Annotated in this window: 9 protein-coding genes and 1 pseudogene; 3 read left to right on the top strand and 7 right to left on the bottom strand. The window is 74.1% G+C overall.

Annotated elements, in window-relative coordinates; all coding sequences use genetic code 11:
* A partial coding sequence (locus tag ACGFIZ_RS31285; protein WP_393425990.1) for an RICIN domain-containing protein occupies nt 1–297 on the top strand: 297 nt, incomplete at its 5' end.
* Between the two features lie 45 nt (nt 298–342).
* Here ACGFIZ_RS31285 and ACGFIZ_RS31280 read toward each other — a convergent pair.
* The 6 genes and pseudogenes from ACGFIZ_RS31280 to ACGFIZ_RS31255 form a co-directional block, all read right to left on the bottom strand.
* On the bottom strand, nt 343–819 hold the full coding sequence (locus tag ACGFIZ_RS31280) for a hypothetical protein (RefSeq protein WP_393425987.1): 477 nt from the start codon (nt 817–819) through the stop codon (nt 343–345).
* Nucleotides 820–893: 74 nt separating this feature from the next.
* Entirely contained in the window at nt 894–4895 is a 4002-nt protein-coding gene (locus ACGFIZ_RS31275; protein WP_393425984.1) for a ThuA domain-containing protein, read from the bottom strand.
* A gap of 116 nt (nt 4896–5011) precedes the next feature.
* Nucleotides 5012–6214: a multicopper oxidase domain-containing protein gene (locus ACGFIZ_RS31270; protein WP_393425981.1), complete on the bottom strand. Its 1203-nt coding sequence runs from the start codon at nt 6212–6214 to the stop codon at nt 5012–5014.
* Nucleotides 6211–7176 (bottom strand): sugar phosphate isomerase/epimerase family protein, encoded by a 966-nt coding sequence (locus tag ACGFIZ_RS31265; RefSeq protein ID WP_393425978.1) that lies wholly within the window; start codon nt 7174–7176, stop codon nt 6211–6213. Before ACGFIZ_RS31265 ends, ACGFIZ_RS31270 begins: the two co-directional genes overlap by 4 nt.
* Nucleotides 7177–7201: 25 nt before the next feature.
* Nucleotides 7202–10351 carry an OmpL47-type beta-barrel domain-containing protein gene (locus tag ACGFIZ_RS31260; RefSeq protein WP_393425975.1) on the bottom strand — a complete coding sequence of 1050 codons (3150 nt, stop codon included), beginning with the start codon at nt 10349–10351 and terminating at the stop codon, nt 7202–7204.
* A 633-nt stretch (nt 10352–10984) separates the two neighbouring features.
* Nucleotides 10985–11181 (bottom strand): annotated as a pseudogene (locus tag ACGFIZ_RS31255) (dehypoxanthine futalosine cyclase); the annotation flags it as partial.
* A gap of 41 nt (nt 11182–11222) precedes the next feature.
* Here ACGFIZ_RS31255 and ACGFIZ_RS31250 point away from each other — a divergent pair.
* Complete coding sequence (locus tag ACGFIZ_RS31250; protein ID WP_393425972.1) at nt 11223–13046, top strand: ABC transporter ATP-binding protein; 1824 nt, start codon at nt 11223–11225, stop codon at nt 13044–13046.
* A complete protein-coding gene (locus tag ACGFIZ_RS31245) occupies nt 13043–14773 on the top strand; it encodes an ABC transporter ATP-binding protein (protein WP_393425969.1) in 1731 nt (576 codons plus the stop codon). Before ACGFIZ_RS31250 ends, ACGFIZ_RS31245 begins: the two co-directional genes overlap by 4 nt.
* A 9-nt stretch (nt 14774–14782) precedes the next feature.
* Here ACGFIZ_RS31245 and ACGFIZ_RS31240 read toward each other — a convergent pair whose 3' ends face one another.
* A complete protein-coding gene (locus ACGFIZ_RS31240) occupies nt 14783–15832 on the bottom strand; it encodes a nitronate monooxygenase (protein ID WP_393425966.1) in 1050 nt (349 codons plus the stop codon).
* Nucleotides 15833–15953: the final 121 nt, after the last annotated feature.

Here is a 15953-nt window from a genome sequence, read left to right as displayed (position 1 = left end):
CGCGGCCGGGCTTGGTCGTGTACGGACGTGGAGCCCGGCACCTGTGGGCTGCGAAGCGTCAACCACCCGGCGTGCCGCATGAGCGCCGCCAGGAACCTGCCCTCTTCAGGGGGCAGAGGAAGTCAAACCTGCAACGGCACGGGCGCGCAGCAGTTCACCCTCAACGCCGCCGGCGACCTGGTCAACCTCCGGGCCAACAAGTGCGTGGACATCAAGGATTGGAACGGCGGCGACGGCGCGCGGCTGCAGCTGTGGGACTGCGCCGGCACGGCAAACCAGAAGTGGCGCAAAGGCTGACCGCCTTCCTGGCGATCCTGGCCCCGTCGGGTCCGTGGAGTTTGCTCACCCGGGTCGGGGGAAAACGCGGCGGAGCGGTTCGGCCGGTCCGCGGCCGGCTCCCGCCGGCGAACCCCGAGGAGGAGCGAGGATGACGACCGGGGCCAGGAAGCACACCGGGGCGAGGAAGGCCCCGACGAACCGGACGGCGGCGGCGAAGAAGGTCGCGGCGGCCACGAAGCGGGCGACCGGCGCGAGCGCGGCCAAGACCCCCGGCGAGAAGCCGACGGCGACCACCGCCCGCGTCGCCCGGAAGAAGGACACCGCCGGCACCACCGCGACGCCCACCCGCAGGCCGACGGCGAAGGCGGCCGCCGCCAAGAACGCCCCGCCGAAGCCCCCGACGGCCACGCGGGCCGGCGTGCGGAAGGCGACCGCGAAGAAGGCCGCCCCCGCCCGGGCCCGCACCACGTCGGCGACCCCGGCCCCGGCGAGGAAGGCGACGACCATGGAGTCGTTCGGCAACCGGCGTACGGCCCGCAAGGCCTGACGATCCGGTGGCACGGACGTGCCGGGTACGCGGGCCGCGCCCACGTACCCGGCGTCCGGTGGTGGTGCTAGAGGCTCCGGACCCGAACGTCACGGAACTCCATCAGGTCGTTGGTGCCGTGGTTCTGCAACCCGATGAACCCGCTGAGGAACTGGCGCAGGTCCGTGGGCGGGTCGCCCGCCCGGGACGACGACTTGCCCGGGGTGTTGTCGAACTCGTTGATCACCACACCGTTGCGGATGATCGTGTAGTGCTGCCCGACGGCGCGGATCTCGTAGTCGTTCCACCGGCCCTTCGGGGTCGCCCCGGCCTGGTCCAGCGAGTTCGGGTCGAAGTTGTAGACCGAGCCGGTCTTCTGCGGCTCGCCCGTGGGGCCGTCGTAGAGCTGGATCTCGTGGCCGCAGTAAATCGCCACCCACGCCTGCGAGCTGCGCGCCGACCCGACCGTCCCGCAGCTGCCGGCCGGCCGGTCGTCCAGCGGCGTACGCGGGTCGGGGAACCGGATGAACGCGCCGCTGTTGGCGTAGGTGCCCTCCGGCGAGACGTCGCGGAACTGCAGCCGCAGGGAGAAGTCGGCGAACTCGTCCTTGGCGTACCAGAGCATGCCCAGCCCGCCCGAGGTGCGCATCGACCCGTCGGGCCGCAGCGCGAACGACCCGCCCGGCGCCTGCCGCCAGTCGGCGAGCGAGCCGGCGGTGCCGTCGAAGATGGGCCGGTAGCCGGCGACCTTGCCGATCTCCGACTGGGCCGCCGCCTTCTGCAGCGTCTGCGCCTCGCCCCTGTCGACCACGCCGTCGGCCCGCAGTTCGGTCACCACCTGGGCGACGTGGCTGACGAACTGGCCGTGGTTGGACCACAAGCGCTCGTCGTCGATCAGGTCGTTGATCGTGCAGTTGCCGCCGGCGACGTGGTTGGCCACGCCGGTGTCGGTGTCGAGCAGCCGCACCGTCTGCCGGCTGTCCGGCGCGGCGCACCCGACGACGACCTGCACCTTGCCGGTGGCGACCTCGCCGTCGGCGTAGGTGACCTTCACCGTCGCCTGGTAGGTGCCGTAGTCGGCGTACGTGTGGGTGGGGTTGGCCTCCCGCGACGGCGCGCTGCCGTCGCCGAAGTTCCACTCCCACGCCACGCCGCCGGCCTTCGCGCTGGAGAACGCGATGGTCTTCGGGCTGCTCTGCGCCACCGCGCGGGCGGCGGCGTCGTTCGGGTTCGGCGTCGCCGGCCCGCCGGTGTACGCCACCCGGATCAGCTTCTGGTTGGCGTGCAGGCTGAAGAAGCCGCCGGCGTAGTCCAGCAGGTACAGCGCGCCGTCCGGGCCGAACTTGGCGTCCATCCAGGACTGGAGCTGGGTGGCGCCGTTGCCCGAGCGGATGATGCTGCGCAGGTCCTCGGCGAAGGCCGGGGGGCCGTTGCCGGCGACCCTGCTCTTGTCGACGGTCACGGCGACGCGGTTGTTGGCGTTGGACTGGTCACCGATGAACCACTTGTCGTCCCAGTACTCCGGCCACGCCACGCCGCTGTCGACGTCGACGTTCTCCCGCTGGTACGTCGGGCCGTCCATGATGGCCTGGCCGCCGCCCTTGAGGTACGGCTGGGTGAACGTCTCGGCCCCGAGCTGGTACGTCGGCAGGTTGCTGCCGTCGGTGCGCTTCGGGAAGACGGGGCCGCCGCCCTGGGGCGAGTACCAGATCATGTTGTCCCGGGCGGGCGGGATGTCCACCAGGCCGGTGTTGCGCGGCGAGGTGTTCTTCAGGTTGTCGCAGTCGTACCAGCCGGCGAGCACGGTGGCGTCGGTGTTGCTGCGGTCCCGGTAGGGCTGCCGGTTGCCCATGCAGTACGGCCAGCCCTGGTTGCCGGCGGACGTGATGATCGTCGCCGTCTCGTACTTCGCCGGGCCGAGGTCCGGGCTGGGGGCGCCGGCGTCCGGTCCGACCCACGCGGCGGTGAGCCAGTCGTTGACCGGGTCCCAGGCGATGCGGGCGATGTTGCGTACGCCCATCACGTAGATCTCCGGGCGGGTCTTGCCGCCGCCCTCCTCACGCCCGGTGAACAGGTTGCCCTGGGGGATGGTGTACGTGCCGTCGGGCTCCGGGTGGATGCGCAGGATCTTGCCGTTGAGGTCGTTGGTGTTGCCGGAGGTGCGCCGGGCGTCCTGGAACGAGACGCCCTTGTAGTCCTGCGTCCAGTTGTTGCCGGCGTACCCGTTCGAGCCGCCGGAGGAGTTGCTGTCCCCGCTGCCGATGTACAGGTTGCCGGACTCGTCGAAGGTCATGCCGCCGCCGGCGTGGCAGCAGCTGTGGATCTGGGTGTCCCAGTGCAGCAGGTCCTTGCGGGTGCCCTGGTCGATCGTCTGCCGCGCGGCGTCGTAGGTGAACCGGGAGACGGTCCGCTGGCCGATGCGTCGGTCCCGGTCGATCGACTCGTGCGGCATCCAGTAGACGTAGACCCAGCCGTTCTGCGCGAACTTCGGGTCGAGGGTGATGCCGACCAGGCCCTCCTCGTTCTTGACCAGCTCGCTGCCGCTGCCCCGGTTGCCCATCACGGCGAGGGTGGTCAGCAGCTTGACCTGCCTGGTCTTCGGGTCCCACTGGTGGATCGTGCCGCAGCCGAGGCCGACCTTCGGGTCGTCCCAGCTGACGACCGGCCCGGAGGGGCACGCCGCCTTGCCGATGTAGAAGACCTTGCCGTCGGGGGCGATGGTCAGGCCGTGCGGCTCGCCGATCTGGTCGAGCTGGCCGGGCTGGTTGGCGGCGGTCAGCCGCTCGATGCGGTAGTTCGCGGCGATGGTGGCCTGGCAGTCGCCGCGCACCATGCCGGTGGCCCACCTGATGGCGCCGAGCAGGTGGCCCTGGAACCGGGTGTCGCTGGTCCAACTGGCCTCGGTGCGGCCCATGCCGGTGTAGAACGACCGGCCGCCGTCGTAGTCCTGGCACCAGGAGACCGGGTGGAACGCCCCGTTGCCACTCAGGCCCGCGTTGTACGTCCGCTCCTCGACCTGGGCCACCGTGTGCACGCGGCCGACGGGGCTCGGGTCCCAGTTGATCCACTGGTCGGAGCGGGTCCAGGTCAGCGGCATCCCCGCGTTGGCCGGGTGCTGCCGGTCGGTGAGGTCGACCGTGGCCTGCTGCACGGTGTTCTCCGGCGGCGGGCCCGCGTCGGGGCCGATCAGCCACAGCTCGGCGAGCTGGACCAGCGGCTCCCCGCTGTTGGCGGTGACGTTCAGCCGGTAGTGCTGGAACGCCCTGGGGTTGTCGATGGTGAACTGCCGGGTCTGGAACCGCTGGGGGAAGGTCTCCCCGGAGCGGGTGTCCAGGTCGGTCCAGGTGCTGCCGTCCGCGGAGCCCTGCAGGGTCCAGTTCTTCGGGTCCCGGCCCGGGGAGTCGTTGGCCGAGGTCAGCGCGTACTGGCGCACCGCGACCGGCTTGGCCAGCTTCGCCGACAGCCAGCCCGTCGGGGCGAACGTCAGCCACTTGGTGCTCGTCGACCCGTCGATCGCCTTCGCGGCGGTCTCGTTCGGCGGGTTCTCGCCGCTCGCCGCGGCCGAGACGGGCTTCTCGGCGTTCGGCAGGCCGGCCGCCGGGCGGGTGCCGATCAGGCCGGTGAACCAGGCGGAGCTGGGCTGGGCGCGGGCGGCGTCGTGGACGCCGACGAACCCGCCGCCGCCCTTGACGTACGCCTGGAACGCGGCCTCCTGGGCGTCGTCCAGCGTCACCCCGTTGGCGGAGAGGAACACCACGCCCCGGTAGCGGGCGAGGTTGCCGAACGTGAACACGCCCGGGTCGGCGGACGCGTCGACGGCGAATCCGTTGCTGGCGCCCAGGTCCCTGATCTTGGCGACCGCCCGGGCGACGGGGTCGTCCTGCTGGTCGACGGGGCCGTGGAAGACCAGGACCCGCACGTCGGCCGCCGCCTCGGCGGACGGGGCGCGCTCCGGCGTCGGGCTCGCGGCCTGGGCGGGCATGGCCAGCAGGCCGAGCGCCAGCACGGCGCTCGACGCGAGGGCGCCGGCGCGTCTCGGCAGCCCGGCGCGGCCCCGGCGGGCCGGCCGGATGGGAGGTGGTTGAGCCATCTCGACTCCTTCACGGGTGGGTGTGGTGGAGATGCGTGGTTCGGCCGGCCGCCCGGGGGCGGCGTGGTGGGATCGGCCGTGGGCGGGGTCGCGACGCGGCCCCGCCCGGGGCCCGCTCAGCTGTGCTGGTGCTGCGCCGTCGCGCCGTCGGTACCGGCGGCGCCGGTCGTGCCGGTCGTGCCGGCCGTGCCGGCGGCCGTCGAATGGGAGTGGTCGTGGCCCGGGGGCATCGCCCCGGACTCGTCGAGGACGTGCAGCATCGTCGACATGCCGCCGTCGGAGTGGAACTGCATGTGGCAGTGCAGCATCCAGTGCCCCGGCCCGACCGAGTCGCCGGCCGTCACCTGGAACCCGAACGAGTCGCCGGGCCCGAGCGGCTTGTTGTCGATGATCTTGGTGTCGTCGACGAAGGGCTGGCCGTTGCTCTTGCCCAGCAGCCCCGTGCGGGTGTCCGCCCAGGAGTGGCCGTGCAGGTGGAAGGTGTGCATGTCGTTGCCGATGCCGACGACGACGAACTCCACCTGCTCCCCCTTGCGGGCGACCAGGCAGGTCGGCCCGGGCTGCGGGTTCTGCTGGTCGCACGTGTCGGTGGCCGCGCCGCGGCGCAGGTTGATGCTCTGCCGGTCGCCGAACACCACCGTGTACGTGCGGTCCGGCTTCGGGTCACCGGGCCGCCGCACCACGAGCCCGCCGAACAGGCCCGCGCCCAGGCCCTGCGTGCCGTGCGGGCCGCCGACGACGTGGTCGTGGTACCACCAGTAGCCGGCGGTGCCCAACGCCCCGGTCCTGTTGTTGCGCGGCTGCGCGTACCAGGTGTACGTGCGCGACTGGCCCGGCGGGACGAACGACCCGCTCTGCACGGTGCCGTCGGAGAGCTGGGTGTACTTGACCCCGTGCACGTGCAGCGAGACGCCCAGCGGGTGCGCCGGGTCGGTCCGCAGCTGTTCGAGGGTCGCGGCGGGCACCATGTTGGTCAGCGTGATGGCGAGGCACTCCCCCTCGGTCATCTCGATGGTGGGCCCCGGGTAGGAGGCGTTCTGCGGGGTGGTGCCGTAGCCGAGGCGGATCTGCGTGCCGTCCTTCGGCAGCTCCACCGCGTACAGCTGCATGCTGCGGTCCGGCTTCGCGCAGCCGTCCGGCCGTTCCGCCGAGAACATGCCCGTGCGCGCGGCGGCCAGCCCACCGGCCCCGACGAGGGTCAGCGCGACGGTGGCGGCCACCACCAGCAGCCGGCGCGCGCTCGACCGGCGGCGCTCGGGCCCGGCCGTGGGGGTCGGCTCGGCCGGTGGGTCGTCCTCGCGCAGCCGCCAGGCGCTCACCGGTTGCCCCGCAGGTCGACCATGCGCCGGTAGCTGCGCTCGGCGGCACCCAGCGAGCCGGGCGGGTTGGGCTGGGCGTTCGGGCCGCTGTCCTGCTCCCACAGGTAGGTGAACCGGCCGCCGCCGTCGAGCTCGGTGAAGAACTCGGCGAACGGGATCGACCCGGCGCCGAACTCGACGTCGGCGTACGAGTTGCCCTGCTGGGGGTTCTCGAACGGGACGCCGTCCTTGACGTGGAACAGCGGGTAGCGGTGCGGCTGGGCCTTGACGTAGTCGACCGGGCGGAAGCCGGGGTACTTGCGGGCCCCACCGTACGCCCACAGGATGTCCATCTCCAGGAACACGTACCGGGGGTCGGTGAGCTCCAGGAACAGGTCGTACAGCCGCACGTCCGGCCGGTCGACCGCGAAGCTGAACTCGATCGTGTGGTTGTGCTGGTAGAGCTTGATCCCGCGGGCCGCCGCGGCGGCGCCCCACGCGTTGAACTCCGCGGCGGCGGCCTGGTACCCGGCGATGGTGCGGTTGCCGGTCGGGGCCTGGGCGGTGCCGAGGGCCGGCATGCCGAGGGTCTCCGCGACGTCCAGCTCCCACTCCAGGTTGTTGCGGAAGTCGCCCAGCCCGCGGTGGCTGCCCGCCGCCTTCAGCCCGTTGTCGTCGAGCAGCCGCCGGATCTCGGCCGGGGTGATCGGGCCGACGGCGCCCTGGGTGTAGCCGGCGAACTCCACCTCCCGGTAGCCGATGCGGGACAGCTCCTCGAAGACCCGCGCGAAGCCGAGCTGCGCGATCTTGTCGCGCACGCTGTAGAGCTGGATGCCCAGGTGCCCGCGCGGGATGAGCCGACCGTTGGAGTCGCCCGCCGCCGCGGCCGGCAGCGCGCCGGTGAGGCTCGCGGCGCCGACCGCGACGGTGGACCCGGCGAGCGCGCGTAACAGCGCCCGGCGGTCGATCCTGTTCTTCGCCATGGTGGTGGTTCCTTTCCAGGGGGTTTCAGCAGCAGCTGCTGGAGGAGGCGGACGGGGTCCCGTTCGGGCAGCACGGGGACAGCGGCGCGATGCGGACGTCGCGGAAGCTGACGACGTCGCCCGTGCCGTGGTTCTGCAGGCCGACGTAGCCGCGGGCGGCCTGCCGGCCGGCGCCGCCCGGGTCGTCCGCCCGGGGTGGCGTGAACACCGCGTCCGGCCGGTTGACGTACTCGTTGATCAGCTCGCCGTTGCGGAAGACCGAGTAGTGCTGCCCCACCACCCGGATCTCGTAGTCGTTCCAGGCGCCCTTCGGCGCGACGTGCGCGCCGGTCAGGTCGACCCGGTCGAAGCCGTACACCGATCCGCTCTTGTACTGGTCGCCGTCGGTCCGGTCGTAGATCTGCAGCTCGTGGCCGTACTTGATGGCCACCCACTCGGGACGGGACTCGGCGGGGTGCCCGTGCACGTCGGGGAAGCGGACGAAGACGCCGCTGTTGGCCCGGCCGTCGCCGGGCGCGTCGTCGCGCCACTGGAGCTTGAGCGAGAAGTCGCCGTACTCCTTCGCGGGGAACCACAGCATGCCGAGGCCGGGAACGGCGCGGCTGGTGACGGACCCGTCGGCGTTGCGGGTGAAGCCGCCCGCCCCGACGTGCTCCCAGCGCTGGAACGACGCCGCCGAGGAGTCCAGCAGCGGCTGGTACCCGCTCTTCTCGTCGGGCTTGCCGACGCCCGAGCGGCCGGCCGCGCTGGCCAGGCGCCCGTGCTCGGCGTGGCTGAGCACGCCCAGGTGGTGCAGGTGCTCCGCCACCTCGTTGACGTGCTTGACGAACCGGCCGTGGTGGGGCCACGGCTTCTCGTCCTCGATGGCGTTGTTGATCGTGCAGCCGTCCGCGACGACCCGGTTGGGCACGCCGCTGTCCACCGTGCCGAGCCACACCGTCGGCCGGGTGTCCGGCACCGGGCAGGCAGGCGCCGGCCCGCTGGCCACGACGGTGAAGGTGACCGACGCGGTGCCCGAGGTGTTGCCGGCGCGGTCGATCGCCCGGTAGCTGAGCGTGTGCTGGCCGGGCCGGTCGACGGTGACCGGCATGGTGTAGCGGGCGTACGCGGCGCCGTCGAGGGCGTACTCGATCCGGTCCACGCCCGAGCCGGCGTCGGCGGCGGAGAGGATGACGGTGGCGCTGCCGACGTACGCGCCGTCGTCGTCGAGCTGGCCGGTCACGGCGGCCGTGGCGGTGGGCGGGGTGGTGTCGGGCGCCGGTGGCTCGACGACGGTGAACGACACGCTCTGCGGCGTCGAGGTGTTGCCCGCCTTGTCCGTGGCCCGGTAGTTCACGGTGTGCTGGCCCGGCTGGTTGACGGTGACCGGCGCCGCGTAGGCGGCGTACGGCTGCCCGTCCAGGGAGAACTCGATCCGGTCCACGCCCGAGCCCGCGTCGGTCGCCGACAGCGTCACCGTCGCCGACCCGACGTACGCCCCGGCGTCGTCCCGCTGCCCGGTCACACTGGCCGTGGGCGTCGGCGGGGTGGTGTCCGCCGGCGGCGCCTGCACCACCGTGAACGACACCGACTGCGGCGCCGACGTGTTACCCGCCTTGTCAGTAGCCCGGTACGCCACCGTGTGCTGCCCCGGCTGGCTCACCGTCACCGGCGCCGAGTAGGCGACGTACGCCCCGCCGTCCAGGGAGAACTCGACCCGCTCGACGCCCGACTCCGTGTCCGAGGCGGAGAGCGTCACGGTGGCCGCGCCCACGTACGCCCCGGCGTCGTCCCGCTGCCCGGTGACACTGGCCGTGGCCGTCGGCGGGGTGGTGTCCACCGGCGGGGTCTGCACCACCGTGAACGAGACGGACTGCGGCGTCGAGGTGTTGCCCGCCTTGTCCGTGGCCCGGTAGCTGACCGTGTGCTGGCCCGGCTGGTTGACGGTGACCGGCGCCGAGTAGGCGGCGTACGGCTGCCCGTCCAGGGAGAACTCGATCCGGTCCACGCCCGAGCCCGCGTCGGTCGCCGACAGCGTCACCGTCGCCGACCCGACGTACGCCCCGGCGTCGTCCCGCTGCCCGGTCACACTGGCCGTGGCCGTCGGCGGGGTGGTGTCCACCGGCGGCGCCTGCACCACCGTGAACGACACCGACTGCGGCGCCGACGTGTTACCCGCCTTGTCAGTAGCCCGGTACGCCACCGTGTGCTGCCCCGGCTGGTTCACCGTCACCGGCGCCGAGTAGGTGCCGTACGCCCCGCCGTCCAGGGAGAACTCGACCCGCTCGACACCCGACTCCGTGTCCGAGGCGGAGAGCGTCACGGTGGCCGCGCCCACGTACGCGCCGTTGTCGTCGCGCTGCCCGGTCACCGCGGCCGTCGCGGTGGGCGGGGTGGTGTCCGTCGGCGGCGGCTCGACGACGGTGAACGACACGGACTGCGGGCTCGACGTGTTGCCCGCGTTGTCGGTGGCCCGGTAGCTCACGGTGTGCTGACCCGGCTGGTTCACCGTCACCGGCGCCGAGTAGGTGCCGTACGCGCCGCCGTCCAGGGCGTACTCGACGCGCGCCACCCCGGACCCGCTGTCCGTGGCCGACAGCGTCACCGTCGCCGACCCGACGTAGGCGCCGTTGTCGTCGCGCTGGCCGGTGACCGTGGCGGACGCGGTCGGCGGGGTGGTGTCCGAGCCGCCGCCGCTGACGACCAGGAGGCCGGTCATCCCGCCGTGGCCCGGGATCGCGCAGAAGTAGCGGTAGGTGCCCGGCGAGAGCACCACGTCGACCGTCCACCGTCCCCCGTTGGCGTCGGTCGGGTCGGCCAGGATGTTCACGTCGACGTCGCTGTTGTACCGCGGGTCCCCCGTGTCGAACGTCAGGGTGTGCTGCATCCCGGTGGTGTTGCCGGTCGCGGCGCTGTTCTCGAAGACGAGCGTCGCGGGCCCGGCGACGGCGGTGGTGGGAGCCGACCGGTACGCGAGGAAGTTGTCGCCGGCGGTCCAGGTGAGCACCTGGGCCTGCAACTGCCGTGGTGCCGCCGCGACGGCCGTCCTCGCTCCTTCCGGGTCGACCGGCCGGGCGCTGGCCGGCACCGCCACCAGCGCGGCGGTCACCATCAGCAGGGCCGCCGTGGCCGCGGCCGCGATCGATCTCCGGAGCCGGCCCGCGGGGGGTCGGTCCGGCAGTGGATACCCGTTCATCAAAGCCTCTCTCACAGATGCCGAGGGCGGCACCGGCGGGTGGCGTCACCCCGGCCGATGTCGTGTCGCGTTGGGTCGCCGGATCGACGAGCCGTGTGGCCCCTCCCTGGCCGCACGGGAGCCCCGGCCGTGGCCCGCGGCCACGGTCGTTTCCGTATAGGTGGGTCTGCCAGGCGGCGGGCGAGCCGGATCGCCGCGTCACCCGGGCAGGGTCGCGCGTCGGAGCTGACGGGGTGTGGTTCCGCGTCGGAGCTGACGAGGAATCACCGAGAGGCGGGACGGACATCGGCCAACCACGGCGCGTCCTCTGCGCCGGCCGCTGGTTGCGCCGCTGGCCCGGGGTGCCAGCCCTGCTCGGAGCCGTGGCCGCCGGGCGTGTTGCGCCGCCTGGAGAGCCACGGCCGAGATCGACCGCGCCGCCGGTTAACCTCGGTGAAACATATTGATGAGTCCAGACACTACTAAGTCGGTCTCGACGTGTCCAGACCTTTCGTCAAGTCCGGCCGGACTTTTATCCAAGACAACGAAAGTCCGCAGCGCCACCGAGACGATGCGCGTTACACACCGGCGCGACGAGCGGCGGGCCGGGCGTGCCGATGCTCGTCGGTGGGGCGCTCGACGACGGCAACGCCGCCACCGCGCGCCCGACTCCTTCAGCGGCGCGATCGCCCTGCGCGGCCGGTCCGGCAGCATCTCGGCGCCGGCGCCCGCGATCGAGTCCAGCCCGGCCGCCTTGATCCGCGCGATGGCCTCGTCGAGGCCGCCTCGCCGCAGCGGCGCAGGATCTCCTCCGTCGGGTGGGTCCAGCCCTCGCTGTGCTTCGGGGCCCGACCGGTCCGTACGGCGGAAGATCATCGCCTAGCCTGAGCGGATGCCCCCGCAGCTTCCCCACCCGGATCCCGGCGTCCCCGACACGCGCGGTCCACTGTGGTACATCTGGTGGCTGGTCCGCTGCCAGCCGTGGCGGGTGCTGCGCGGCAGCCTGTTCGGCACGGCCTGGATGATCGGGCTGTCGGTCCGGCCGTACCTGGTCGCCCGCGCCGTCGACGACGGGCTGCGGGCGCACGACACCGCGGCCCTGCTGCGCTGGGTCGCCGCGATCGTCGCCGCCGGCATCGGGCTGGCCTGGCTGGGCATCATGCGGCACCGCACGATGACGTTCGTCCGGGAGGACGCCACGGCCCGCTCCGCCGGCGTCCTCGTGCGGCACCTGTCCCGGGTCGGCGCGGTGCTGCCGCGCAAGCTCGCCGCCGGGGAGGTCGCCACGGTCGGCGGCGCCGACATCGGCCACACCTCGGCCGTGCTGACGGTGACGGGACCCGGGGTCGGCGCGGTCGTCGCGTACGCGGTCGTCGCCGTCGTGCTGTGGTCGATCTCGCCGTTGCTCGCGGTGGCCGTGCTGCTGGGCGTGCCCGCGATCGCGGTGCTGATCGGGCCGCTGCTGCGCCGGCTGGAGCGGGCCGAGTCGGTCTACCGGCAGCGGCAGGGCGACCTGACGACCCGGGCCGGGGACATCGTGGCCGGGCTGCGCGTGCTCGCCGGGGTCGGCGGGCGCGCCCTGTTCGCCCGCCGGCACGCCGCCCGCTCCCAGGACCTGCGGCGCGAGGGCTACCGGGTCGGCGCGGTCAACAGCTGGATCGAGGCCCTGACGAGCGTCATCCCGGGGCTGTTCCTCGCGGTCGTGGTGTGGCTCTCGGCGCGGATGGTGGTCGCCGGCGACATCACCGTCGGGCAACTGGTGGCCGTCTACGGGTACGTGGCGACCCTCATCGTGCCGGTCTGGTTCCTGTTGGAGGGCGGATACCAGCTGATCCGCGGCCGGGTGGCCGCCCGCCGGATCGTCGCCCTGCTCACCATCGCCCCGGACGACGCCATCGCCCCGGACGACGCCATCGCCCCGGACGACGCCATCGCCCCGGACGACGCCATCGCCCCGGACGACACCGGCGGCCCCGGCTCCCGGTTCGCCCCGGACGGTCCCGCCGACCTGCACGACCCGGCCAGCGGGCTGACGGTGCCCGCCGGCGCGCTGCTCGGCGTCGCCAGCGACGACCCCGCCGAGGCCGTCGCGCTGGCCGACCGGCTCGGGCGGTACGCCGTCGGCGACGTCACCTGGGGCGGCGTGCCGCTGACCCGGGTCGCGCCCGACGAGGTGCGCGCCCGGATCCTGGTCGCCGACCACGACTCCTACCTCTTCGGCGGGACGCTGCGGGAGATCCTGCGCGTCCGGCCCGGCGTCGGCGACCCGGAGATCCGGGCCGCCCTGCGCGCCGCCTCCGCCGAGGACGTCGCCGACGCGTTGCCCGACGGGCTCGGCACACCGATCGACACCCGCGCCCGCACGCTCTCCGGCGGGCAGCGGCAGCGCGTACGACTGGCGCGGGCCTTGCTCGCCGAGCCGGAGGTGCTGATCCTGATCGACCCGACGTCGGCCGTGGACGCGCACACCGAGGAGCGCATCGCCCGGCGGCTGCGTACGGCGCGGGCCGAGCGGACCACCGTCGTGCTGGCCACGTCGCCGCTGCTGCTCGGCCGCGTCGACGCCGTCGCGTACCTGAGCGGGGGCCGGGTCGTCGCCACCGGCACCCACGCGGAGCTGCTGCGGCGGGAGCCGGGCTACCGGGCGCTGGTGTCCCGGGACAGCGACCAGGCCGACAGCGACTCCTCGGCCGAAGTGGGAGGTGCGCGGCGATGAGCGGGCTTCCGGTAGCGGACCGGGCGGCCGTCCGTCGGGCCACGGTGGACCTGATCGCCCGGGACCGGCGGGCGGTGGCCGGCCTGCTGGCGCTGCACGTCGCCGCCGCGGTCGCCGGGCTCGCCGCGCCCTGGCTGCTCGGCCGCATCGTGGACTCGGCGGGCACCGGCGCGGGCGTGGCCACGGTGGACCGCCTGGCGCTCGCGATCGGCGGGTGTGTGCTGGTGCACGGGCTGCTCGCCCGGTACGCCCAGTACGCCGGCCACCGGTTCGGCGAGCGCGCGGTGGCGCGGCTGCGGGAGGACTTCGTCGCGCGGACCCTCGCCCTGCCCGTCTCCGTCGTCGAGCGGGCCGGCACCGGGGACCTGGCCGTGCGCAGCTCGGTCGACGTGACCACCGTGGGGACGACCGTCCGCGACGTGCTGCCGGTCATCGTGATCGCCTCGGCGCAGCTGTCGCTGCTGTTCGGCGCGGTGTTCCTGCTGCACCCGCTGCTCGGCCTCGTCGCGCTGGCCGGGTTGCCGTCGATCTGGGCGGTGACCCGCTGGTACCTGCGCCGCGCCGGGGCCGCGTACCTGGCCGAGGGCGCCGCGACGGCCGAGCTGACCGACGCGCTGACCACGACGGCGGAGGGCGCGCGTACGGTCGAGGCGCTGCGCCTGGCCGACGAACGCGTGCGGCACGGCGTCGGGCGTATCCGCCGGGTGTGGGAGACGCGGCGGGCGACGCTGGCGCTGCGGTCGGTGTACTTCCCGGTGGTGGAGGCGAGCTACCCGCTGCCGGTCGCCGCGGTGCTGCTCGCCGGCGGGTTCTTCCTGTCCCGGGGCGCGGTGACACTCGGCGAGGTGGTCGCCGCCGCGCTCTACCTCCAGCAGGCGATCGAACCCCTGGACCGGCTGTTGCAGTGGATGGAGCAGGCCCAGCGGGGCTTCGCGTCGTTCGCGCGGGTGCTCGGGGTGGGCCAGGTGCCGCCGGAGCCGCGCGGCTCGGCGTCCGCGCCCGCCGGACACGGGCTCGTGGTGCGCGGCGCGCGGTTCGCGTACGCGGACGGCCCCGACGTGCTGCACGGCATCGACCTGGAGGTCCGCCCCGGCGAGCGGCTCGCCGTCGTCGGGCCGTCGGGAGCCGGGAAGTCCACCCTGGCCCGGCTGCTGGCCGGGATCGACGCGCCGCGGGAGGGGGTGGTGAGCCTCGGCGGCTGCCCGGTGACCGACCTCGACCCGGCCGAACGCCGTCGCGGGATCGCCCTGGTCACCCAGGAGCACCACATCTTCATCGGCTCGCTGCGCGACAACCTGGCCTTCGCCGCGCCCGGGGCGTCCGACGAACGGATGCGCTCCGCGCTGGCCGCCGTGGGCGCCGACTGGTACGCCGACCTGCCCGACGGCCTCGACACACAGCTCGGCGACGGCGCCCGCGAGCTCGGTGCCGCCGAGGCGCAGCAGCTCGCGCTGGCGCGGCTGGTGCTCGCCGACCCGCACACGCTGATCCTCGACGAGGCGACCGCCGCCCTGGACCCGACGACCGCCCGGCGCGCCGAGCGGGCGCTGGCGGCCGTGCTCGCCGGGCGCACCGTCATCGCCATCGCACACCGGCTCAACACCGCGCACGACGCCGACCGGGTGGCCGTGCTGGAGGACGGCCGGATCACCGAGCTGGGCAGCCACGACGAGCTGGTCCGCGCCGGAGGCGCGTACGCCGCCCTCTGGCGCTCCTGGCACGGCTGACCGAGGGCGTCAGCGCCAGCGGTCGGCCGCCGCAACCAGCGCGGCCCGGGCGTCCGCCGTCAGCTCGGCCACCAGCTCGGCGGCGGGCACCTCCCGGGCCAGGGGGTGCGCCTGGCCGGCCCACAGGTTCGCGGTCGCGGCGTCGGCGTCGCGGCGGGCGGCGGCCAGCAGCGGCCGGGTCAGGTGCAGCACCTGCGGATAACCGGCCGGCGCCGACCGGTCGTGCCGCCGGAGGAAGTCGTTGCCGACGCCGCGCGCCCGCTTGCCGGTGAACGCCCTGGTCAGGGCGGTCGGCGCGGCGCTGGCGACGGCCGCGCGGTGCATCGGCGAGGTGCCCGCCTCGGGGCAGCGCAGGAACGCCGTGCCGAGTTGCGCGGCGGCGGCGCCGGCGGCCAGCACGGCGGCGAGCCCGGCCCCGTCCGCGATGCCCCCGGCGGCCACGAGCGGCCGGTCGCAGTCGGCGGCGACCAGCCGCAGCAGCGGCAGGAGGGCGTAGTCGTCGTCGTCCGGCATGCCGCCGCGGTGCCCGCCGGCTTCCGTGCCCTGCACGACCACGGCGTCCACGCCGAGCCGGGCCGCCGCCACGGCGGCGTCCGGCCGGTTGACCGTCGCCCAGACCTCGGTGCCCCGTTCCCGCAGGGCGGCCACCGCGGCGGCGTCGGGCAGCCCGAACGCGAAGGACACCGCCGGCACCGGGTCCGCGAGCAGGGCGGCCAGCTTCTCCGGGTATGCGTCGTCGCCGCCGGTCGGCTCGCCGAGCGTCACCCCACGCCGCCGGGCCTCCGGGCCGAGCCGGTCGGCGTACGCCCGGATGGCGGCCTCGTCGACGGCGCCGGACGGGGGCAGGAAGAGGTTGACCCCGAACGGCCGGTCGGTGCGCGCCCGGACCTCGGCGATGTCGGCGAGCAGCCGCTCGGTGGCGAGCATCCCCGCGGCGAGGAAGCCCAGCCCGCCGGCGGCGGAGACGGCCGCGGCGAGAGCCGGGGTGGACGGACCGCCGGCCATCGGGGCGGCGACGATCGGGCAGCGCAACGCGGAGAGCACGGACACGTCGTCCATCCTGCCGGAAGGAGGTGCCCCTCGCTAACGCCCCCTGGAGAAGGACGCCCCGCGGTCCCGGCGCCGGCACGGAGTTGCGGAGCCACCACGGACGCGGCCAATACGCTACATTACCGATCTC

The organism is Micromonospora sp. NPDC048830, from assembly GCF_043198215.1.
In the GTDB taxonomy this organism is placed as follows: Bacteria; Actinomycetota; Actinomycetes; order Mycobacteriales; family Micromonosporaceae; genus Micromonospora.
Note: the sequence above shows the minus strand (reverse complement) of the source record. Positions and strands in the feature narration are given on the sequence as shown.